The following is a 20763-nucleotide window of genomic DNA, read 5'->3' on the forward strand; positions in this document are numbered from 1 at the left end:
ATTGTCTGCCCCTGAATCGTCAGCCCAGCGCCCCGCCATTAATCGGTGCGTGAGGTGAATCAGTATCCGGCCCTGCTGGCCGAAATCCAACCGGCAAGACCGAAAATGCGGCTGCAGATCTGAACTGCAGCCCAGATCAAATCATCGCGTCCAGCTCCCAGTCTGGACGCCGTCGAGGGGGAAGGATCCTTCGTGACCGAAACCACTGAGCTGTCTTCAGCTGTGGAACCATCAACTTCTGCTGCCGGATCGTCAACGGCCGCACCCGCCAAGAGCAGTGGCCTCGCCGGCCTCAAGCTCGCCCAGCTGCAGGCACTTGCCAGCCAGCTGGGGATTTCCGGTGGATCCCGCATGCGTAAGGGGGATCTGGTGACCGCCATTTCCGCCCATCGCGCAGGCACGTCAGCCAGCAAGGCCCCGGCCAAGGCTGCCGAGAAGGCGACCGAAAACCACGTAGCCCCCGCCGCTGCCGCACCGGTGGCTGCTGCCGCAAGCGAAACCTCAGAGGCCCCGGCCGCTGATGGGACCCGTGCCCGTGGCCGTGGACGCAGCCGCCGCGCTGTCAGTGACGGAGTAGTTGCGGCCCCCGCCGCGGCAACGGCCACTGAGGCTCCGGCCGCCGCACCCGTTGAGGCTCCGGCGTCAGCGCCCGTTGAGGCCGGCGCAGCAGCTGAGGGCGAACGCCGCCAGCCGCGCACCCGGAACCGGCGCCGTGGCGATGCGGCCGCCACGTCAACGCAGGCAGAAGCCACTGAGGCTCCGGCCGAGCAGCCCGCCGCTGAACAGCGCCAGGCTGACCGCACCGAAACCCAGCGTGCTGATTCCCAGCGCACAGAAACCCAGGGCGCCGAATCCGGCGACGGCCAGCGTGCTGACCGCCGCGAGAACGGCCGCTCCCGTGGCGCCCGTGACACCGCAGCCCGTGAAACCACGGCTCATGACACCGCAGCCCGTGACACCACGGCCCGTGAGACCACAGCCCGTGAAACCACCGCCCGCGAGACCACCGATGGTGGACGCGACAACGCAGGCAGCCGTGACGCCGGCCAGCGTGACGGCGCCCGTCGCGATGACAGCCGCGACAACACCCGCGACAACGACGACACTGACGGTGGAAGCCGCCGGAACCGCCGCAACCGCCGGGACCGGAACGACCGCACTGACCGCAATGACCGCTCCGGTGGCGGCCAGGACAGCCGGGACAACTCCCGCAACGACCGCTTCCGGGACCGTAACGACCGCCGTCGGGGACGCGCCCAGGGACCGGACGTCGACGACGTCGAGGTCACCGAGGATGACGTGCTGCTGCCCGTCGCCGGCATCCTGGACGTGCTGGAGAACTACGCGTTCATCCGCACTTCCGGTTACCTGCCGGGTCCGAACGACGTTTACGTCTCCCTGGCCCAGGTCAAGAAGTACAATCTGCGCAAGGGCGACGCCTGCGTCGGCGCCATCCGAGCACCGCGTGACGGCGAAGACCGCAGCCAGCAGACTGCCCGCCAGAAGTTCAACGCCCTGGTCCGCGTCACTTCCGTCAACGGCAAGACGCCGGAAGAGCTCAAGGACCGCGTCGAATTCGCCAAGCTGGTTCCGCTGTACCCGTCCGAGCGGCTGCGCCTCGAGACGGATCCCAAGAAGATCGGCCCCCGCGTCATCGACCTGGTTGCCCCGATCGGCAAGGGCCAGCGCGGCCTGATCGTCTCCCCGCCGAAGGCCGGCAAGACGCTCATCCTGCAGTCCATCGCCAACGCCATCACCACCAACAATCCTGAGGTCCACCTCATGATGGTGCTTGTTGACGAACGCCCCGAAGAAGTGACGGACATGCAGCGCACCGTCAAGGGTGAGGTCATTGCCTCCACCTTCGACCGTCCCGCCGATGACCACACCACCGTGGCCGAGCTCTCCATCGAACGCGCCAAGCGCCTCGTGGAAATGGGCATGGACGTGGTGGTCCTCCTGGACTCCATGACCCGCCTGGGCCGCGCCTACAACCTGGCAGCACCGGCCTCCGGCCGTATCCTGTCCGGTGGTGTCGACTCCGCGGCGCTGTACCCGCCGAAGCGCTTCTTCGGTGCAGCCCGCAACATCGAAAACGGTGGCTCGCTGACCATCCTGGCAACCGCGCTCGTGGAGACCGGTTCCAAGATGGACGAGGTCATCTTCGAAGAGTTCAAGGGCACCGGCAACATGGAGCTCCGTCTGTCCCGCCAGCTGGCGGACAAGCGCATCTTCCCGGCCGTGGACGTCAACGCGTCCGGTACCCGCCGCGAAGAGAACCTGCTTTCCCCCGAGGAAGTCAAGATCATGTGGAAGCTGCGCCGCGTCCTTTCCGGACTCGAAACGCAGCAGAGCCTTGAGCTGCTGACCAACAAGATCCGGGAGACCCAGAGCAACGTCGAGTTCCTCATGCAGGTCCAGAAGACAACGCTTGGCGCGAAGTCGGATAACGACAAGTAGCTACGCTCACCGCTCAAAACATGCCGGCCTGATGGTCGGCATGTTTTGGGCGGTTCGTCGTTAAGTCCCGTGAAACTAGACTTGTAAGAGTCGAAAGAGGTTTTGAAATGTTTGAGTCCGTACAGGGCCTGCTTGATGAGCATGATGCTATCCAGGCGCAGCTTGGTGATCCGGCTGTCTATGCTGACCAGCGGCTGGCCCGGAAGCTGGGGCGGCGTTCCGCGCAGCTCAATGGCATCGTGGAGGCATACAACAAGTGGCATGCCCTGGAGGACGACCTCGCCGCTGCGAAGGAAATGGCCTCGGAGGACCCTGAGTTTGCTGCCGAGGTTCCCGTGCTGGAGGAAGCGCTGGAGCAGGCTTCGGCGAAGCTGCGCAGGCTCCTCATTCCGCGGGACCCCGACGACGCCCGCAACGTGATCCTTGAGGTCAAGGGCGGCGAAGGCGGCGACGAAGCCGCGCTCTTCGCCGGCGACCTCCTGCGGATGTACACCCGTTACGCGGAATCCCGCGGCTGGAAGACCGAACTCATCTCGGCCAACGAATCCGATCTTGGTGGCTACAAAGACGTCCAGATGGCCGTCAAAGGCAACTCGAACGATCCTGCCGAGGGTGTTTACGCACGACTCAAGTTCGAAGGCGGCGTCCACCGCGTGCAGCGGGTGCCCGTCACCGAATCCCAGGGCCGCATCCACACCTCCGCCGCCGGCGTCCTGGTCCTCCCCGAAGTTGACGAGCCCGAAGAGCTGGACATCAACCAGAACGACCTCAAGATCGACGTCTACCGCTCGTCGGGTCCCGGTGGCCAGTCCGTGAACACCACGGATTCCGCTGTCCGTATCACGCACCTTCCCACCGGCATCGTGGTGGCCATGCAGAACGAGAAATCCCAGCTGCAGAACCGCGAAGCCGGCATGCGGGTGCTCCGCGCCCGCATCCTGGCGCACCAGCAGGAAATCATCGACGCCGAGAACTCGGCCCAGCGTAAATCCCAGATCCGCACCATGGACCGGTCGGAGCGCATCCGCACATACAACTACCCGGAGAACCGGATCGCCGACCACCGCACCGGTTACAAGGCGTACAACCTGGACCAGGTCATGAACGGGGACCTGGAACCGGTCATCCAGTCCGCCATCGAGATGGACGAACAGGCACGCCTGGACGCCATCGGCGACTAGCCGCCGGCACCCATGACACTCGGGTCTGGGCAGTCCCTCGCGGCTGCCATCGGCGAGGCCACGGTGATCCTCCGGGACGCCGGGGTCCCCAGCCCCCGCGTCGACGCCGAACTCCTGGCGGACCACCTGCTCGGTGTGGGGCTCGGCAGGCTCCGGGCGATGATGCTGGGGGATACTCCGGCACCTGTTGGCTACGCCGAACTTGTTGCCGAACGGGCCCAACGGATCCCGCTGCAGCACATCACCGGGGTGGCGCACTTCAGGTACCTGGAGCTCGCCGTCGGGCCGGGGGTCTTTATCCCCCGGCCGGAAACGGAGTCCGTGGTGCAACTGGTTATCGACCACGTCAAGGGGATGGCGCACCCGCGGGTTGTGGACCTGGGCACGGGGTCCGGCGCGATCGCCGGCTCCATCGCCCATGAGGTGCCCGGCGCCGAAGTCCACGCCGTGGAATACAGTCCGTTCGCGCACGCGTGGGCAGCCAGGAACCTGGCTCCGCTGGGCGTCAAGCTGGTGCTGGGGGACCTCCGCGACGCGCTGCCGGAACTTAACGGAACCTTCGACGTCGTAATCTCCAACCCGCCCTACATTCCCGCCGAAGCCATCCCGAATGAACCCGAAGTTGCCCTGCACGACCCTCCCGAAGCCCTGTACGGCGGGGGAGCGGACGGCATGGAACTTCCGACGGCGGCGGCCGCCTCGGCTGCCCGGCTGCTGGTTCCCGGCGGCTACTTTGTGATGGAACACGCGGAAGTCCAGGCCGGCTGGATCGCCGGCATGATGCAGCGGACGGGTGCCTGGCGGGAGATCACCACGCATCTGGACCTCAACGGCAAGGAACGCGCCACCAGCGCCGTCCTTGCCGGTCCGCACCACGAGTGATGAAAGAATAGGCCAGTGACCACAACCTACAACTGCACGTCCGAGGACCAGCGCGCCCTTGGCCTGGAGCATGCCCAGCGTGCCATCAGCGAAAAGAAGTGCGTGGTGTTCCCCACGGACACGGTCTACGGAATTGCCGCCGATGCCTTTTCGCCGCAGGCCGTCACTATGCTGTTGGCCTCTAAAGGTCGCAGCCGCACCATGCCGCCGCCGGTACTGATTCCCAGGATCAACGCGCTGGACGGCCTGGCCACAGATGTTTCCGCTGATGCCCGCAAGCTCGCCAAGGCGTTCTGGCCGGGGGGACTGACCCTGATCCTGCACGCCCAGCCGTCGCTGGACTGGGACCTGGGCGAGACCCAGGGAACGGTGGCCCTGCGTATGCCCGCCGACGAGGTGGCCCAGGAACTCCTGACCCTGACCGGTCCGCTGGCCGTGTCCTCCGCCAACCGGACCGGCCAGCCGCCGGCACAGACCGCCGCGGAGGCACGTGCCCAGCTCGCGGAATCCGTGGAGGTCTACCTCGAAGGCGGTTTCCGGCCGGTAGAAGGAACCGACGCCGTGCCTTCCACAATCGTGGATGCCACCGGTCCCCTCCTGCGCGTCGTGCGCAACGGCGCTGTGTCCCTGGAGCAACTCCGGGAGCACGTTCCGGGCGTCTTGGGCCTGGGCGAGATCCCGATGGCTGAGCCCGAGGAAGAATCTGAACCAGACGCTCTGCCGGCCGAATCAGCCGCTGACGAGCCGGCAGCCGAAGAGCCGGCAGCCGAAAAAGCCGCCGGCGAGCCGTCCGAGCCGTCCCCGCCGGTTCGGGAGACTGACGGGTGAGCCTGGCACGCCAGCACATCCCCGTCCTGGGCGTGGACGCCACGCCGCTCAAGGTTGACGACCTGCTTGAGGTGCTGACGGGGTTCGTCGCCGACGGGACCAAGCGGACCGTCGTCGGACATAACCTGCACAGCGTCACGCTGACACATTCCGACGCCGGGTTTCGTTCCGTCTATGAGGAGAGCGACGTGGTGCTCCTTGACGGGGCGCCTGTGCTCTGGCTGTGGAGCCGGACGGGGAATGCCGTGGGGCCGGTCATGGAGTACCGGCTGGGTTCCACGGACTGGCTGCCGTCCCTGGGCAGGGTTACCGGCCTGAAGCGGATGGCGGTGGTTGGCGCCGGCGCCGAGGCGAACGCCTTGGCCGTCGAAAAGCTCCGGAGCATTGTTCCGGGTGCCACGGTGGCGGGCCTGCCCGGCGAAGGCTGGAACGACGACGTCGAAACGGCCGCTGTGCGCTGGCTCGCGGAGCAGCAACCCCAGCTAGTCCTGCTCGGGTTGGGCATGCCGCTGCAGGAATCAGTGCTGCAGCGCCGGCTCGGCGCCCTCCCGCCGGCCATCTACTGCACCGTGGGCGGCGCGATCGAACAGCTGGCCGGAATCCAGAAACTTGCACCTCGATGGCTCGGGAGGCTCGGGCTGGAATGGGCATGGCGCCTGCTGCTGCATCCCCGCCGCGTGGCGTACCGCGTGTTTGGCGAGCCGTGGGTGCTGCTGTGGCTGCTGGCGCGGCGCCGGCTGCGGCGCGTGTCCTAGAACTTCTGGTCCTCCAGCGGCGCGAAGCCCTTGGCACGCAGTCCCTTCGAGAAGGAACTTGCCCAGGCGAGCAGTCCCTTCAGGTCACGGCGCTGCGCAAAATAGCCAAGATAGCCGCCGACGTCGGCCACCAGCGACTTAACCCGGAAATAGCGACGGATCAGGTACCCGCGGTTGCGGTAGTAGTAGTAGCGTTTGAACGCCGAGTCCGGCACAATCACGTGCCATCGTGCACCAAAGACGTGCTTCGTCTCGGAAAACGCATGCGGGTGGGTGATGGCGGTGGTGGTCACCGTGCCGAACCGGATGCCCGCCTTGCGGAGGCGGATGGTGAAGTCCACCTCGTCGCCGCGGATGAAGAGGCGCATGTCCGGCAGGCCCACCTTGAAAAACACGTCGGACCTGATCAGGGCACCGTTGAAGAAGTGTCCGTCGTTGGGTAGGAAACCTACTCTTTCCAGTTCGGCCCGGTCGTGGGTGACTTTTCCGTCGAGCCGGAAGAAGAAGGACAGCCGGTCGGGATGGCCCGGGGCAACCACCAGCGGGACCACGGCTTCAAGGTCGCGGGCCTCAGCCTCACGCAGCAGCGTGGCCAGGCATTCCGGGTCCGCCGGCTCGGCGTCGTCGTCCATCATCCAGACCCATTTGGCACCGCTGGCCACCGCCTTCAGCGCGGCGAGGGCAAAGCCGCCTGCTCCGCCGAGGTTCGCTTCGGAACGGACGTAATCAACATTTGTGTGCCGCGCGGCAACTTCGCGTGCGGGGTCCGTGCCGCTGTCGACAAGGCAGATGGTGTCCACTGCCGCGGACTGCGCATTAATGGCGTCCAGCAGGACGGACAGCTCTTTATGACGGTTAAATGTCACGGCGGCAACTGCAACCCGGACGGTCATGGGGATTCCTTTCAGCATGGCCTTCAGGGGATTCCCCGCTCGCAATGCGCCAGTGTGGCGCGAAGCCATGGAGCCGTTGGCGCTAGTATCTTGACTAGAGTCCACTGTAATACAGCCCTGTAAGGCACCAAGCACTGCCTGCTGCGCGCCCGGCGACGGAGAAGTTTCATTTTTCGAAAGTCAGATTTCCCGCCAGTGAGCCCATCGATCGAGGACCACCTGTTCGGGCCGCTGTCCATGCCCGCGCGCACCCGCAGGGTTGCGCCGCACACCGACGAAACGGCCGCTATCGCATGATTATGTACCTGCTTATGGGGCTGACGGCTGCCGTCGTGTCCTACGGAGCCACCTGGGGTGCCCGCGTCATCGGGCACCGGCTTGAACTCCACGCCCCCATCCGCAGCCGTGACATGCATACGACGCCGGTGTCCCGGCTGGGAGGTGTGGCCATCTTCCTCGGCGTGCTGGTGGCCCTCCTCGTCGCCAGCCAGTCCTTCTTCGTCAAGGACATCTACCGGAACAACTTCTCGCCATGGGGCGTCCTGGCGGGCGCGGCACTGATCGTGCTCGTGGGGATCGCGGATGACCTCCTGGACATCCGTTGGTGGGTGAAGCTCATCGGCCAGAGCGCCGCAGCCCTGGTGGTGGCCATCTGGGGCGTCCGGATGACCATAGTCCCGTGGGTTCCGGAGCCGATCTATCTGGAGAACGAACTGCTCCGGGTGGTGCTGACGGCAGGGCTGATCGTCACCACCATGAACGCCTTCAACTTCATCGACGGCCTCGACGGGCTGGCCGCCGGCGTGGCCATCATCGGCGGAACTGCCTTCTTCTTCACGGCGTACTGGGTGCACCGGAACGCCGTCCTGTTGGACTATTCGGACCTGGCCACCCTGCTCACCGCCGTCGTCGTTGGCAGTTGCATCGGCTTCCTGCCGCACAACTGGTTCCCGTCCAAGATCTTTATGGGCGATTCCGGTGCCATGCTGATCGGCCTGCTGATGGCGGCCGCCGGCATCGTCTCCACAGGCCAGATCACGTCGGGGCTGTACGACCGCGCCAACGGTATCTCCACAGTCATACCGATCCTGCTGCCCTTCGCCGTGCTGTTTCTGCCACTGCTTGACCTGGGCCTCGCCGTCGTCCGCCGGACAGCGCGGGGACGTTCGCCATGGTCCGCAGACCGCGGCCACCTCCACCACAAGCTGCTGGATATCGGCTACTCGCACCGGACGGCCGTGATCCTGATGTACCTCTGGACCGCCGTCCTGTCCTTCGGGGGATTGGCCTTTGCAGTCTTCCCTTGGCAAGTTGTACTGGCCGCCGACATCTTCGCCACGCTGGTTACGGGCCTGATTACGGCCTGGCCTTACCTGCGCCGCCACAGTGACCAGTCGCCGGCGTAACAGCGTTCGGATATATTTCTATCTCGTGTAGAATTTAGGGGCAGCCCAAGCTGCCCCTCCACCCAGCCCCAGGGCGCCGACGATTGGGATCTTATGACCTCCAACGCCGAACCCGGACGTTCGTCCGGCAGCGGACCCGTTGGTGTTTCCGGTCCCACGCGCTCGCTGTGGCTTCGCCTCCTCGCACTCAGTTCAGCTGCCGGTGCAGGCGCCCTGATTCTGGCAGGCATCCCGGCTGTGATCCTGAACGGCCCCAGCGGCGTCCTGTCCAGTACTTTGGGCGGCCTCCTGGTGATGCTCTTCTTCGCCATCAGTCTTCTCGTCGGCCACTTCATGGGGCGCAACAACCCCTCCGGTGCCATCGGCATGTTCGCGGCCACCTACTTTGTCAAGGTCGTGGGTTTCGCGGTTGTCCTGTTTGTGATCGGAGCACCTGCCTGGCTTCACGACCGATGGTTCCTGATTGGTGCCGTTGCCACTGTTGTCTTCTGGCAAGCTGCCGAAATCCATGGCTTCAGCAAGGCGCGCCTGCAGATTTACAACGACCCCGAGCCCAAGGAGCCGAACGATGCCTGATCGGAAACGAACAGCAAAAAACGGTTCCTCCGTGCCCAAGAACGCTGCGCCCACCCCGGGGGTGTCGGCCGAAAACAACGACGGCGGATACAACGCCGGAATGGCCGTCTTTAGCTACATTATTGGCGGAATCATCGTCTGGAGTTTGATAGGGTGGGGTCTGGATTATCTGTGGGGAACCCGCTGGATCGTGCTCGCAGGCGCTCTGCTTGGAGCTCTCGGAGGTTTCTATCTTTCCCACATGCATGGCCTTACCAGTTCCAGAACCACGACAGGTAAGAGCGGCGCAGACAGCGGCCCGTCCGCGGACGGAAACACAAATGCCAAATAATTTCACAGGGGGAGCTGCGGAGCACAATTCCGCGGGTCCTCGACCAACGCCCAATGATGGACACTGCAGAGAGGAAACGCGTTGATCGCGCTTGCGCTCCCGGCCCAAGATTCAGGAGAGTTCAATCCTCCTGGAATTGAAGAAATGCACCTGCCGGCAATCCTGCCGTGGGGGGTGGCTGACGGATTCTCCAAGCAGATGCTGCTGGTAATCCTGTCGGTCGTCATTATCGCCACATTCTTTCTGCTAGCTGCGCGGAAGCAGCAGCTTGTTCCCGGCAAGCTCCAGTTCGCTGGTGAAATGGCTTATGGCTTTGTCCGAAACGGCATTGCAAAAGACATTATCGGCGGCAAAGACTTCATGAAGTATGTCCCGCTGTTGTTCAGCCTTTTCTTCTTCATTCTGGTGAACAACATCTACGGCGCCATTCCCGTGATCCAGCTCCCCAGCTTCTCGCACGTTGGCGGCGCCTATGTCCTCGCGGGCATTGTGTACGTCACCTGGATTGCCATCGGCATCAAGAAGAACGGCTTGAAGTATTTCAAGCTGGCCACCGTGCCGTCCGGCGTCCCGGTCTACATCCTCCCGATTGTGATCCCGATCGAGATCATCTCGAACTTCCTGGTCCGGCCGGTCACACACAGCCTCCGTCTTTTCGCCACCATGCTGGCAGGACACCTGATCGTCATGATCGCCGGTTCGGGCATTGAGTTCCTCGTCATGCAGGAGAACATCCTGCTCAAGGGAACCTCCCTTCTGGTCATCGCCGGCGCAGTTGCCATGTACATGCTGGAAGCACTGATCATGGCCCTGCAGGCCTACGTCTTCACGCTGCTGACCGCCATTTACATCGAAGGCGCATTGCACGCGGACAGCCACTAGGCACCCACAAACTTCCCCTCACGGGGATGAAGCAACCCAAACAACCTGCCACATGGGTGGCATCTTGAAAGGAAGAAAAATGGAAGGCACCATCAACGGCTCCCTCAACCTCATCGGCTACGGACTGTCCGCAATCGGCGGTGGTATCGGTGTTGGTCTCGTGTTCGCTGCTTACATCAACGGCGTAGCACGTCAGCCGGAAGCCCAGCGCGTCCTGCAGCCGATCGCATTCCTCGGCCTCGCGCTGACTGAAGCCCTCGCCATCCTCGGCCTGGTCTTCGCTTTCGTTCTCTAAGTCTGACGAACCAAGCGAACATCCAGAACCGAGTAGATAAGGACGGGTGAATTATGAACCAGGTGATCATCTCAGCTGCCACAGCGGGCGAGACTAACCCACTGGTACCCAACGTCTGGGAAATGGGCGTTGTCCTCGCCGGCTTTGCTGTCCTCATGTTCATCGTGGTCAAGTTCGTTGTCCCGATGTTCGAGAAGACGTTTGCAGAGCGCGCTGAGGCAATCGAAGGCGGCATTGCCAAGGCTGAAAAGGCCCAGGCAGAAGCATCAGCCGCCCTCGAAGAATACAAGCAGCAGCTTACGGACGCCCGCGCGGAAGCTAATCGCATCCGCGAGGAAGCCCGTGCTGAAGGCGCCCAGATCCTTGCGGATCTGAAGGAAAAGGCTGCCGCTGAGTCTGCCCGCATCACGGCACAGGCACACGTGCAGATCGAATCGGAGCGCCAGGCCGCAGTTGTGTCCCTGCGCTCCGAGGTCGGCTCGCTGGCCACCACGCTGGCAGGCCGCATCGTTGGCGAAGCACTCAACGATGACGAGCGTTCCGCCCGTGTGGTTGACCGCTTCCTGGCAGATCTGGAGAACCAGAACGCAGGTGCAGCTAAGTAATGTCAGGTGTATCGAGCGAATCGCTGACCACGGCGCTGACCCAACTGGAAGCAAAGCTTCCGTTGGCCTCGCTGCAGTTGGCTAAGGAACTCTTCGGAATCCTGGGAACGGTGGACAGCTCGGCTGGCTTGCGCCGCGCCCTGACTGACCCGTCCCGCACCGGTGACGAAAAGTCGGCGCTTGTCAGGCAGCTTGTTGGCGGAAAAGTCTCCGCTGAGGCTGCGGACATCGCGGGCGGACTGGCCAGTTCACGCTGGGCATCGGCCCGAGATATCGGCGATGCACTCGAGACGCTTGCCGCAACGGTGGTTATCGCCGTTGCTGAAAACAAGTCGGCCGTTTCTGCCTCCGGAATCTCTGGGCTGGAAGAGCTGGAGAACGATCTGTTCTCCTTCAACCAGGCCGTTGCCTCCAACCACGAGGTACAACGTGCTCTGTCGGAGCCGCAGGCCAGTGCTGCAGCGAAGACCGCGTTGGCGCAGAAGCTGCATCCCGGCGCAGGCGAGGAAGCAAAAGTCCTCATCGCGCAGGCAGTTTCCCAGCCCCGCGGCATCAAGGCGACGCGGCTCGTAGCCCGGTTCGCCGAGCTTGCAGCCAAACGGCAGCAGCGCTGGATTGCAACGGTCAGCGTCACGCGTCCCTTGACGGAGACGCAGTTTGCCCGCCTCCAGGCAGGGCTTAACTCCCTGTACGGTCGCGAGCTCAAGATCAACCTCAGCGTTGATCCTGAACTGATCGGCGGAATCCGTGTCCAGGTGGGTGATGAAGTGCTCGACGCTTCGGTTATCACCCGGCTGGGACAGCTTCACCGCCAACTGGCCGGATAGCCGGACAAGCACAACTTAACGAAACGAAACCCCGGTCATCGTGAGCAACGATGATCACGAAAACAGGAGAGCAGGGACTGCAGATGGCCGAATTGACCATCAACGCCGACGACGTCCGTATTGCGTTGAACGAGTTCGCGGCGTCCTACGAACCCGGAAACGCTGAGCGCGTAGAGGTTGGCCGTGTAACAACCGCAGGTGACGGCATCGCCCGTGTTGAGGGCCTTCCCTCGGTCATGGCGAACGAGCTGCTTCGCTTCGAAGACGGCACCCTGGGCCTTGCCCAGAACCTTGACGTCCGCGAGATCGGTGTCATCGTACTCGGTGACTTCACCGGAATTGAAGAGGGTCAGGAAGTCCACCGCACGGGTCAGGTTCTGTCCGTACCGGTAGGCGACGCCTTCCTCGGCCGCGTGGTTGACCCCTTGGGCCAGCCCATCGACGACCTCGGCGAAATCAAGACCACCGAAACCCGTGCACTGGAACTCCAGGCGCCCGGCGTGACCCAGCGTAAGTCGGTCCACGAACCGATGCAGACCGGTCTGAAGGCTATCGACGCCATGATCCCGATCGGCCGCGGTCAGCGTCAGCTGATCATCGGTGACCGCCAGACCGGCAAGTCGGCTATCGCCATCGACACCATCATCAACCAGAAGGCCAACTGGGCTTCCGGCGATGTGACCAAGCAGGTGCGTTGCATCTACGTGGCAATCGGTCAGAAGGCATCCACCATCGCGGCTGTCCGTCAGACCCTCGAGGACAACGGCGCACTGGAATACACCACCATTGTGGCTTCCCCCGCGTCTGACCCCGCAGGCTTCAAGTACTTGGCACCGTACGCCGGTTCGGCCATCGGCCAGCACTGGATGTACGGCGGCAAGCACGTCCTCATCGTGTTCGATGACCTCTCCAAGCAGGCCGAGGCCTACCGTGCAGTGTCGCTGCTGCTGCGCCGCCCGCCGGGACGCGAAGCCTACCCGGGCGACGTCTTCTACTTGCACTCCCGCCTGCTGGAGCGTTGTGCCAAGCTCTCCGACGAGCTCGGTGCCGGTTCGATGACCGGCCTGCCGCTCATCGAAACCAAGGCAAACGACGTCTCTGCCTACATCCCGACCAACGTGATCTCCATTACCGATGGCCAGATCTTCCTGCAGTCGGACCTCTTCAACGCCAACCAGCGTCCGGCCGTCGACGTGGGTGTCTCTGTGTCCCGCGTGGGTGGTGCTGCGCAGGTCAAGTCCATGAAGAAGGTCTCCGGTACTTTGAAGCTGGAACTGGCCCAGTACCGTGACATGCAGGCTTTCGCCATGTTCGCATCGGACCTCGATGCCGCATCGCGCCAGCAACTGACCCGCGGCGCCCGCCTGATGGAACTGCTCAAGCAGGGCCAGTACTCACCGTTCCCGATCGAGAACCAGGTTGTGTCCATCTGGGCAGGTACCAACGGCCACCTCGACGAGGTGCCGGTTGAGGACATCAACCGCTTCGAGACCGAATTCCTGGAGCACCTCAAGCACAAGTCCTCCATCCTGACCACGCTGGCGCAGACCAACGTTATGGACGATGACACCGCTGAAGCACTGAAGACCGCGATTGTGGCCTTCAAAAAGGGCTTCTTCGGTGAAGGTGACAACCGCCTGGTAGGCGCCGGCCACGAGGAGCACGAAGCTATCTCGGAAGCCGATGTAGACCAGGAAAAGATCGTCAAGCAGAAGCGCTAGTTTCGCTGGCAGGGACTGTCGGAACCCCGAGGTTCCGGCAGTCCCGGCCACCGGGATCTTAGGAAAGGAAAAGTATGGGAGCCCAGATTCGGGTCTACCGCCAGAAGATCAGCTCGACCACGTCGATGCGCAAGATCTTCAAGGCGATGGAACTGATCGCTACCTCGCGCATTGGCAAGGCCCGCGCACGCGTAGCGGCTTCACTGCCTTACGCAAACGCGATTACGCGTGCCGTTTCTGCTGTCGCAAGCCAGAGCGAAATCGACCACCCGCTGGTCACCGAGCCGACGCAAATCCGCCGGGCAGCTGTCCTGGTTATCAGTGCAGACCGCGGCCTTGCAGGATCCTACTCGGCGACAGTGCTTAAGCAGGCGGTCGGTCTCACCGAGCTGCTCCACGAGGAGGGCAAAGAAGTCAAGACGTACGTGATGGGCCGCAAGGCGCAGGCGTACTTCGACTTCCGCAACCTCTCTTACGAGCGCGTGTGGACCGGCAACACTGACGCGCCGGAGTTTGGAACTGCACGTGAGGTCCGCGCGGCATTGCTCGAAGCCTTCGCTGCAGACTACGAAGAGGGCGGCGTGGACGAGATCCATGTTGTTTACACCCGCTTCAAGTCCATGGTGACGCAGGAGCCGACGGTTATCCGTCTTCTTCCGCTTGAGGTTGTCGAAGAGCAGGCTGCGTCCGAATCGGACCTCCTGCCGCTCTACGAATTCGAGCCGGAAGCGGAGCAGGTTCTTGATGCCCTGCTCCCGCGCTACATCGAGTCACGCATTTTCGCCGCCATGTTGCAGGCAGCAGCTTCCGAGCTCGCAGCCCGCCAGCGGGCGATGAAGTCCGCCGGTGACAATGCCACGGACCTCATCAAGAAGTACACGCGTCTGCGCAACACTGCCCGTCAGGCTGAAATTACGCAGGAGCTTTCCGAAATTGTTGCCGGTGCTGACGCCTTGAACGCGTCCTAGCCTGCACGGTCCGGTCCAGCTGTACCTGCACCAAAGAACAAACTTAAACCCCACGCCATCTACTGAGTGAAGTGAGAGAGATGACTGCCACTGCTACCGAACACGTAGCCGCAACGTCCGGTGCGACCGGCCGTATTGCACGTGTTATTGGCCCGGTTGTCGACGTCGAATTCCCGGCTGACGCAATCCCCTCGATTTACAACGCCCTCACCACGGAGATTACCCTCAACGGTGAGACCAAGACCATCACGTTCGAGGTTGCCCTGCACCTGGGCGACAACCTCATCCGCGCCATCGCCCTGCAGGCTACCGACGGACTCGTCCGTGGCACCAACGTAGTGGACACCGGTTCTCCGATCACCGTGCCCGTCGGCGACGGCGTCAAGGGCCACATCTTCAACGTCCTCGGCAAGCCGCTGGATGTTGACGAGTCCGAGATCCAGGCTGCGGACTACTGGCCGATCCACCGCAAGGCCCCGGCCTTCGCAACGCTCGAAGGCTCCACCGAGATGCTGGAAACCGGCATCAAGGTCATTGACCTTCTCACCCCGTACATCAAGGGTGGAAAGATCGGCCTCTTCGGCGGCGCCGGCGTGGGCAAGACGGTTCTGATCCAGGAAATGATCACCCGTGTTGCCCGTAACTTCGGTGGTACTTCGGTATTCGCCGGTGTTGGCGAGCGTACCCGTGAAGGTAACGACCTCTGGGTTGAAATGGAAGAGGCAGGCGTCCTCAAGGACACCGCCCTTGTATTCGGCCAGATGGATGAGCCGCCGGGAACGCGTCTGCGCGTTGCACTGTCCGCCCTGACCATGGCGGAGTACTTCCGCGATGTGCAGAACCAGGACGTGCTGCTCTTCATCGACAACATCTTCCGCTTCACCCAGGCAGGCTCAGAGGTTTCCACCCTCCTCGGCCGCATGCCGTCGGCCGTGGGCTACCAGCCCAACCTGGCTGACGAGATGGGTCTCCTCCAGGAGCGCATCACGTCCACCAAGGGCCACTCGATCACCTCGATGCAGGCCATCTACGTTCCCGCAGATGACTACACCGACCCGGCCCCGGCCACGACCTTCGCACACCTGGACGCAACCACGGAACTTTCCCGTGAAATTGCTTCCCGTGGTCTGTACCCGGCCGTTGACCCGCTGACGTCGACGTCCCGCATCCTGGACCCGCAGTACATCGGTCAGGACCACTACAACACGGCTGTCCGTGTGAAGCAGATCCTGCAGAAGAACAAGGAACTCCAGGACATCATCGCCATCCTTGGTGTTGACGAACTGTCGGAGGAGGACAAGATCGTCGTGTCGCGTGCACGCCGTATCCAGCAGTTCCTCTCCCAGAACACCTACACCGCCAAGCAGTTCACCGGCGTCGAAGGCTCCACCGTGACCATCAAGGACACGGTTGAAGGCTTCACCGCTATCTGCGACGGCGAACTTGACCACGTTGCAGAGCAGGCGTTCTTCAACGTCGGCGGCCTGGACGATGTTGAGCGCCAGTGGGCCAAGATCCAGGAACAGACCAAGTAATATGGCTGAGCTTGAGGTTGAGATTGTCGCAGCGGACCACTTCGTGTGGTCCGGAGCGGCCAAGATGGTCAAGGCCCGCACCAGCGATGGTGAGATCGGAATCCTGCCCGGCCACTCGCCCCTGCTGGCGATCCTGGCCGAAGGTGAACTGGCCATTGAGCCGGTTTCCGGGAACCGCATTGCCGTGGCTGTTGACGGCGGATTCTTCTCCGTCGACAACAACCGCGTGGTGATTGTTGCTGACAACGCCCAACTGGGTGACGCGGCTACTGCTGGGATCCGCTAGCACGACCTTGATGGACGCGCCGACTCTTACGTTCATCTCCTTGGCAATCGTTTTCGGATTGCTGATTTTCGCACTATGCCTTTCGGGGGTGCGCCGCTTCAATCTGCGGCGCGCCCTTGGCACAGTGGACGCCTCCATTTGCGTTGCTGGAAACAGCTGGCAGATGGGGGTTTGTCGTTACCAGGACAACGACCTTGAATGGTTCCGCCTGCTGTCCCTGAGCGTGCGTCCCAAACATAAGTTCAAACGCAGCTCCCTCGAGCTGCTGGGCCGCCGCAAGCCCACCGAGGCCGAGGCCGTGAAGGTCCAGCCCGACGTCGTGATTGTCGAGCTGCGGTACGAAGGCCAGGATCTGCGGCTGGCCATGAAATTCGATGCCTACACGGGACTGTCCTCCTGGCTGGAAGCCGGGCCGGTCATCGGCGTGGGTACCTGGCGCTAGCCACGTGGACTGGATTGCCGATATCCCGTTGACCGACGGACCGGTGTACTGGGCCGCGTGGGTCCTTGGTTCCGCCGCCGCACTTTCCCTGGTCTGGCCCCCGCGCGCCGTTGGCCGCGGCCGCTGGTTCCTCAGCGTTGCCGCCGCATCGGCTGCCGCCGCCGTCGTGGTGCTCCTGGTCCATTGGGTCCTCATCTACTGGGCCTCAACCTTTCCAGAAGAACTGCCGTTCGACGTCTTGGCCTGGGTGTTTGCGGCCGTGGACGGCCTCCTGCTGGTGTTGCTCCGGCTCCCGACGGCGTCGTGGCGTCGCCGTGCGCTGGATGTGCTCGCCCTCCTGGCCGTAGTGCTCCTGGCCGCTGTGCAGATCAACGCGTATTTCGGCCTCAACCGGACAGTTGCGGACCTGACAGGAACGGCGCTGAGCCGCATCCCGGCCCTGGAACAGGAGCTGATGCGCCAGCCGGACAGCCCTGCCACGCCCCTGGACGGTTGGAAACCCGCCCATAAGATCCCTGCCATCGGCGTTATTCGCACCGCACCCATCCCAGGAACGTCGTCGGGCCTCCAGACACGCGACTCGTACATCTACCTGCCACCGGCCTACTTTGCTTCGAACCGTCCCAGCCTTCCGGTCCTGGTTCTGGTGCCCGGCCAGCCCGGCGGCCCTGCCGACTGGTTGACCGGCGGGTCGCTCCCGGCACGCATGGACAGTTTCGCCGCCCGCCATGGGGGAGTGGCGCCTGTTGTTGTGGTGGTTGATCCCAACGGCAGCCAGTCAGCCAACAATCTCTGCATGGACAGCGCCATCGCCCAGGCAGACTCGTACCTCGCTATCGATGTGCCGGCATGGATCTCGGGAACGTTGGACGTGGACTCCGACCACCGGCAATGGGCCATCGGCGGCTTCAGTTTTGGTGCAACCTGCGCAGTTCAGATGGCCACCCGCCACCCGGAGCTGTACACGGGTGTTCTCGCCTTTTCCAGCGAGCGCGAGCCCGCGCTGGCCAAGGAACGCCAGAAAACGGTTGATGCAGCCTTCCACGGCGACACGGCTGCCTTTGATGCCCAGATACCGCTGACGCTGTTGAAGGAGCGCAAATATCCTGGCAGCGCGGCGTATTTCGCGGCCGGGGCCACAGATCCGGAGTTCGTGGCAAATCTGCGGTCCCTTGAGGCGGCGGCCCGCGGGGCAGGGTTCACAGTAGGCTCGGACGTGGTGGCACACACCGGCCATTCGTGGGACGTGCTGACTCCCGGCATGGACAATGGGCTTGAGCTGCTGGCGGCACACTGGGGGTGGGCCGAATGAGGGAAGCTGGCGAATCCCGAGCACCGGCCCTGCTCTGGTCAGCCGTCTTGCTTCCGGCTGGCCGAAGAACGGGGAGCTACCTGCGCTCGGTGCCACTGACCCTCAGTATCCTCGCGATTTTCCTGGTGGTCGGGGCGGCAACGGGCAGCTTCCTCAGCGGGCCGCCGGAGGAGCTTTTATCCGTCGCAGGCGTCAGCGCCCCCGGTCTGAAAGCCGGCAACTGGTGGTCCCTGGTGACGTCACTGTTCTTTGCCACCAACCCGCTGGCCTATCTGGTGGCGTCCCTGATGATCCTGCTGCTGCTGGGCCTGGCCGAGAGGAACCTCGGGTCCCTTCAGACGGCAGCGTTTTTCCTCGGTGGCCAGTTTGCTGCTGTCACAGTCTTCCTGCTCCTGACCCAGTTGGCGAGGTACGCGGGAGACGGCTGGCTGGGGCTGATGGCGGACAGCAGCCTGATCGGGCCCTACGCCGCTGTCCTGGCGGCTTCGCTGGCCGCGAGCGGCAGGATCCCTGTCCTATGGCGGCGGCGGTTGCGGACGGCGCTGCTCTCGGTGTCACTCCTGCTGGTTCTTTACGTGGGGCATGCCGAGACCGTCATCGGCCTGGTTGGTGCGGCGGTGGGTCTCGCAGCCAGCTGGTGGAACCGGAGCGACCACGGCCAGCTTCATCCGCCCCGCTCGAGCGGCAGGGAAACCAGGAACCTGCTGGCCCTCACGGTGGCCGTGTTCGCCGTCGGCCCCATCCTTACCGCCGTTGCCCGGACGCCCACCGGCCCGCTGGCGCTGCTCCGTGACGTGGTGCTGAACCCCATGCCAACGCTGGGACAGCTCGAAGCAAACTGCGGAGCAACAGTGGAGGCATCCTGCCTGGAGATGGGGCGGACGGGCTTCGCCGGACCCTTTGGCCTCGCCCTGGCAGTGGTGCCGGTGGTTCTGCTCCTCATCTGTGCCGACGGAATGCGCCGCGGCCGCCGCATGGCACTGCGCATCACGTTGGCCCTTCAGCTGGCGGTCACGGCGATGGCCGCCGTCTACCTGGCCCTGTTCGCGCTGATCCCGCACTATCCCGCGCGGCCGCATACGGCCGCCATGGGTTCGGGTTTTGCCCACATCCTGCCTCTGGTGATCGTCCCACTGCTGCTGGCGGTCCTGCTCTGGGTTAATCGCCGCCAGTTCCGCGTCGAGACGATTCCAGCCGCCCGTCGTCGGCTCTTGGCGGTGGTGGGTGGCGTCTGGCTCCTCCTGGCCGGGAGCTACGCCCTGGCCTGGTTCGCCGCTGGGGGAATGGCGCGCGACGGCGGCCTGCTGGGCTTGCTGGCTGAACTGTCCCGGCAATATCTGCCGGTTCCGCTGCCGAATCTCTACCACCGGGTCTTTGCTGAACGGAACGGCCTCGAGTCCCTGATTTTTGGCTATTCCGGACCGGTCTTCTGGCTTGTTGCCTTAGCCGGCGTCTGGTCCGTGCTCCTGGGCCGGCACCATGGCAGCGATTCGGGCCACGACGACAGGGCTGCGGCCCGGAAGCTGTTGCATGAGGGCGGCGATTCACTGTCGTGGATGGCACTCTGGGAGCCCAACAGGTACTGGTTCAGCCCGGATGCACGCGGCGCGGTCGCCTACCAGATGCACGGCAGTGTCGCCCTGACGCTGGCGGGCCCCTTCGGTGCAGCCGACTCCCGTCAGCGGACTGCGGAAGGGTTTCTGTCCTACTGCGGCAACCGCGCGCTCATCCCGGCCTTCTATTCGTGCGATGACACGCTGTGGCCGCTGCTGCAGGACCGGGGCTTCCACCGCGTGTCGGTGGCGCAGGAGACCAGGCTGTCCGTCCGCCAGCTTGAATTCACGGGCAAGGAATGGCAGAACGTCAGGACTGCCCGCAACCGCGCCGCCAAGATGGGCGTCAAAGCCGTCTGGGGTACGTACCACGGGCTTCCGTCCGCCCTGCGTGCCCGGCTCAGCGAAGTGTCGGAGGAATGGGCGGCAGGAAAATCAGTTCCGGAAATGGGATTCACGCTGGGCGGCATGGATGAGCTGATGGACGACGAAGTGCTGTGCTGCCTGGCCGTGGACGGCGACGGCCACGTGCACGGGGTCACCAGTTGGTTGCCCGTTTACGACGGCGGGACGCTGGTCAGCCGCACACTGGACGTTATGCGCCGGGGTGCTGACGGATTTCCCGGGGTGATGGAGTTCCTCATTGCTTCGGCGGTCCTGGAACTGCGCGAAACCGTGGAGGTGATTTCGCTCTCCGGGTCCCCGCTCGCCAGCCGGCCCGGTGACGAAACGCCGGGGGAGCCGGTGCCGGCGGAGAACCTCGTCCGAATCCTCGATGTGGTGGGCCACGCCCTCGAGCCGGTCTACGGATTCCGGTCACTGGCGGCTTTCAAATCGCGCTTCAAACCCGAATACCGGACCCTGTACCTGTATTACCAGGATCCGCTGCAGCTGCCGGCGATCGGACGGGCGCTCACCCGGGCCTATTTGCCGGGCCTTTCGCTGCGGCAGGGGGCACGGCTGGTCCGTGGCCTGGTGGGCCAGGGAAGCTGATCCCCACAGCGGCCCGAACGATTGGCGACTGG

Annotated in this window: 20 protein-coding genes; 19 read left to right on the top strand and 1 reads right to left on the bottom strand. The window is 63.8% G+C overall.

The window, feature by feature from the left end; translation table 11 throughout:
* Window positions 1-192: 192 nt before the first annotated feature.
* The 5 genes from rho (at window position 193) to NFC73_RS18300 (ending at window position 6106) form a co-directional block, all read left to right on the top strand.
* Window positions 193-2460, top strand: coding sequence for a transcription termination factor Rho (rho, locus tag NFC73_RS18280; protein ID WP_254752529.1), 2268 nt, complete (start codon window positions 193-195; stop codon window positions 2458-2460).
* Window positions 2461-2567: 107 nt separating this feature from the next.
* On the top strand, window positions 2568-3641 hold the full coding sequence (gene prfA, locus NFC73_RS18285; RefSeq protein WP_058932004.1) for a peptide chain release factor 1: 1074 nt from the start codon (window positions 2568-2570) through the stop codon (window positions 3639-3641).
* A 12-nt stretch (window positions 3642-3653) separates the two neighbouring features.
* The gene (gene prmC, locus NFC73_RS18290) at window positions 3654-4523 is read left to right on the top strand and encodes a peptide chain release factor N(5)-glutamine methyltransferase (protein ID WP_254752531.1); all 870 of its coding nucleotides are present in this window, start codon (window positions 3654-3656) and stop codon (window positions 4521-4523) included.
* Window positions 4524-4538: 15 nt separating this feature from the next.
* Window positions 4539-5351: an L-threonylcarbamoyladenylate synthase gene (locus NFC73_RS18295; protein WP_254752533.1), complete on the top strand. Its 813-nt coding sequence runs from the start codon at window positions 4539-4541 to the stop codon at window positions 5349-5351.
* Window positions 5348-6106, top strand: a complete 759-nt coding sequence (locus tag NFC73_RS18300) for a WecB/TagA/CpsF family glycosyltransferase (RefSeq protein WP_254752535.1) — start codon at window positions 5348-5350, stop codon at window positions 6104-6106. Before NFC73_RS18295 ends, NFC73_RS18300 begins: the two co-directional genes overlap by 4 nt.
* Here the strand turns inward: NFC73_RS18300 and NFC73_RS18305 are convergent.
* Entirely contained in the window at window positions 6103-6999 is an 897-nt protein-coding gene (locus tag NFC73_RS18305; RefSeq protein ID WP_254752537.1) for a glycosyltransferase, read from the bottom strand. The two genes, NFC73_RS18300 and NFC73_RS18305, sit on opposite strands and share 4 nt — an antisense overlap.
* Window positions 7000-7292: 293 nt before the next feature.
* Between NFC73_RS18305 and NFC73_RS18310 the strand changes: the two genes are divergently transcribed.
* The 14 genes from NFC73_RS18310 to NFC73_RS18375 all read left to right on the top strand — a co-directional run bounded on the left by NFC73_RS18310 (window position 7293) and on the right by NFC73_RS18375 (window position 20731).
* Window positions 7293-8405, top strand: a complete 1113-nt coding sequence (locus tag NFC73_RS18310) for an MraY family glycosyltransferase (protein ID WP_254752539.1) — start codon at window positions 7293-7295, stop codon at window positions 8403-8405.
* Between the two features lie 93 nt (window positions 8406-8498).
* Window positions 8499-8981 (top strand): Cg1360 family ATP-synthase-associated protein, encoded by a 483-nt coding sequence (locus NFC73_RS18315; protein WP_254752541.1) that lies wholly within the window; start codon window positions 8499-8501, stop codon window positions 8979-8981.
* Window positions 8974-9312 carry a hypothetical protein gene (locus NFC73_RS18320; RefSeq protein ID WP_254752543.1) on the top strand — a complete coding sequence of 113 codons (339 nt, stop codon included), beginning with the start codon at window positions 8974-8976 and terminating at the stop codon, window positions 9310-9312. The genes NFC73_RS18315 and NFC73_RS18320 overlap by 8 nt, the downstream gene beginning before the upstream one ends.
* Window positions 9313-9393: 81 nt before the next feature.
* On the top strand, window positions 9394-10194 hold the full coding sequence (gene atpB, locus NFC73_RS18325; protein ID WP_056349417.1) for a F0F1 ATP synthase subunit A: 801 nt from the start codon (window positions 9394-9396) through the stop codon (window positions 10192-10194).
* A gap of 79 nt (window positions 10195-10273) precedes the next feature.
* Window positions 10274-10489 (top strand): ATP synthase F0 subunit C, encoded by a 216-nt coding sequence (gene atpE, locus NFC73_RS18330; RefSeq protein ID WP_056349415.1) that lies wholly within the window; start codon window positions 10274-10276, stop codon window positions 10487-10489.
* 53 nt (window positions 10490-10542) lie between these two features.
* Window positions 10543-11094 (top strand): F0F1 ATP synthase subunit B, encoded by a 552-nt coding sequence (locus NFC73_RS18335; protein ID WP_254752545.1) that lies wholly within the window; start codon window positions 10543-10545, stop codon window positions 11092-11094.
* Complete coding sequence (locus tag NFC73_RS18340) at window positions 11094-11921, top strand: F0F1 ATP synthase subunit delta (protein ID WP_254752547.1); 828 nt, start codon at window positions 11094-11096, stop codon at window positions 11919-11921. Before NFC73_RS18335 ends, NFC73_RS18340 begins: the two co-directional genes overlap by 1 nt.
* Window positions 11922-12004: 83 nt before the next feature.
* Entirely contained in the window at window positions 12005-13642 is a 1638-nt protein-coding gene (gene atpA / locus NFC73_RS18345; RefSeq protein ID WP_141142110.1) for a F0F1 ATP synthase subunit alpha, read from the top strand.
* Window positions 13643-13716: 74 nt separating this feature from the next.
* Window positions 13717-14610, top strand: coding sequence for a F0F1 ATP synthase subunit gamma (locus NFC73_RS18350; protein ID WP_141140966.1), 894 nt, complete (start codon window positions 13717-13719; stop codon window positions 14608-14610).
* An 80-nt stretch (window positions 14611-14690) separates the two neighbouring features.
* Entirely contained in the window at window positions 14691-16145 is a 1455-nt protein-coding gene (atpD, locus tag NFC73_RS18355; RefSeq protein WP_141140965.1) for a F0F1 ATP synthase subunit beta, read from the top strand.
* Window position 16146: 1 nt separating this feature from the next.
* Complete coding sequence (locus tag NFC73_RS18360; protein WP_056349400.1) at window positions 16147-16431, top strand: F0F1 ATP synthase subunit epsilon; 285 nt, start codon at window positions 16147-16149, stop codon at window positions 16429-16431.
* 10 nt (window positions 16432-16441) lie between these two features.
* Window positions 16442-16873, top strand: a complete 432-nt coding sequence (locus tag NFC73_RS18365) for a DUF2550 domain-containing protein (RefSeq protein ID WP_254752549.1) — start codon at window positions 16442-16444, stop codon at window positions 16871-16873.
* Window positions 16874-16877: 4 nt separating this feature from the next.
* A complete protein-coding gene (locus tag NFC73_RS18370) occupies window positions 16878-18185 on the top strand; it encodes an alpha/beta hydrolase (protein ID WP_254752551.1) in 1308 nt (435 codons plus the stop codon).
* Window positions 18182-20731, top strand: a complete 2550-nt coding sequence (locus NFC73_RS18375; protein ID WP_254752553.1) for a bifunctional lysylphosphatidylglycerol flippase/synthetase MprF — start codon at window positions 18182-18184, stop codon at window positions 20729-20731. The genes NFC73_RS18370 and NFC73_RS18375 overlap by 4 nt, the downstream gene beginning before the upstream one ends.
* Window positions 20732-20763 lie beyond the last annotated feature (32 nt).

Source organism: Pseudarthrobacter humi (assembly GCF_024294965.1).
Taxonomy (GTDB): Bacteria; Actinomycetota; Actinomycetes; order Actinomycetales; family Micrococcaceae; genus Arthrobacter; species Arthrobacter humi.

Excerpts from the sequence above, each read along its gene's own strand:
- prfA (WP_058932004.1), top strand. The coding sequence starts at position 2,568 with ATGTTTGAGTCCGTACAGGGCCTGCTTGATGAGCATGATGCTATCCAG.
- prmC (WP_254752531.1), top strand. The coding sequence starts at position 3,654 with ATGACACTCGGGTCTGGGCAGTCCCTCGCGGCTGCCATCGGCGAGGCC.
- NFC73_RS18305 (WP_254752537.1), bottom strand. The coding sequence starts at position 6,999 with ATGACCGTCCGGGTTGCAGTTGCCGCCGTGACATTTAACCGTCATAAA.
- NFC73_RS18310 (WP_254752539.1), top strand. The coding sequence starts at position 7,293 with ATGATTATGTACCTGCTTATGGGGCTGACGGCTGCCGTCGTGTCCTAC.
- NFC73_RS18315 (WP_254752541.1), top strand. The coding sequence starts at position 8,499 with ATGACCTCCAACGCCGAACCCGGACGTTCGTCCGGCAGCGGACCCGTT.
- NFC73_RS18320 (WP_254752543.1), top strand. The coding sequence starts at position 8,974 with ATGCCTGATCGGAAACGAACAGCAAAAAACGGTTCCTCCGTGCCCAAG.
- atpE (WP_056349415.1), top strand. The coding sequence starts at position 10,274 with ATGGAAGGCACCATCAACGGCTCCCTCAACCTCATCGGCTACGGACTG.
- NFC73_RS18335 (WP_254752545.1), top strand. The coding sequence starts at position 10,543 with ATGAACCAGGTGATCATCTCAGCTGCCACAGCGGGCGAGACTAACCCA.
- NFC73_RS18340 (WP_254752547.1), top strand. The coding sequence starts at position 11,094 with ATGTCAGGTGTATCGAGCGAATCGCTGACCACGGCGCTGACCCAACTG.
- atpA (WP_141142110.1), top strand. The coding sequence starts at position 12,005 with ATGGCCGAATTGACCATCAACGCCGACGACGTCCGTATTGCGTTGAAC.
- NFC73_RS18350 (WP_141140966.1), top strand. The coding sequence starts at position 13,717 with ATGGGAGCCCAGATTCGGGTCTACCGCCAGAAGATCAGCTCGACCACG.
- atpD (WP_141140965.1), top strand. The coding sequence starts at position 14,691 with ATGACTGCCACTGCTACCGAACACGTAGCCGCAACGTCCGGTGCGACC.
- NFC73_RS18360 (WP_056349400.1), top strand. The coding sequence starts at position 16,147 with ATGGCTGAGCTTGAGGTTGAGATTGTCGCAGCGGACCACTTCGTGTGG.
- NFC73_RS18365 (WP_254752549.1), top strand. The coding sequence starts at position 16,442 with ATGGACGCGCCGACTCTTACGTTCATCTCCTTGGCAATCGTTTTCGGA.
- NFC73_RS18375 (WP_254752553.1), top strand. The coding sequence starts at position 18,182 with ATGAGGGAAGCTGGCGAATCCCGAGCACCGGCCCTGCTCTGGTCAGCC.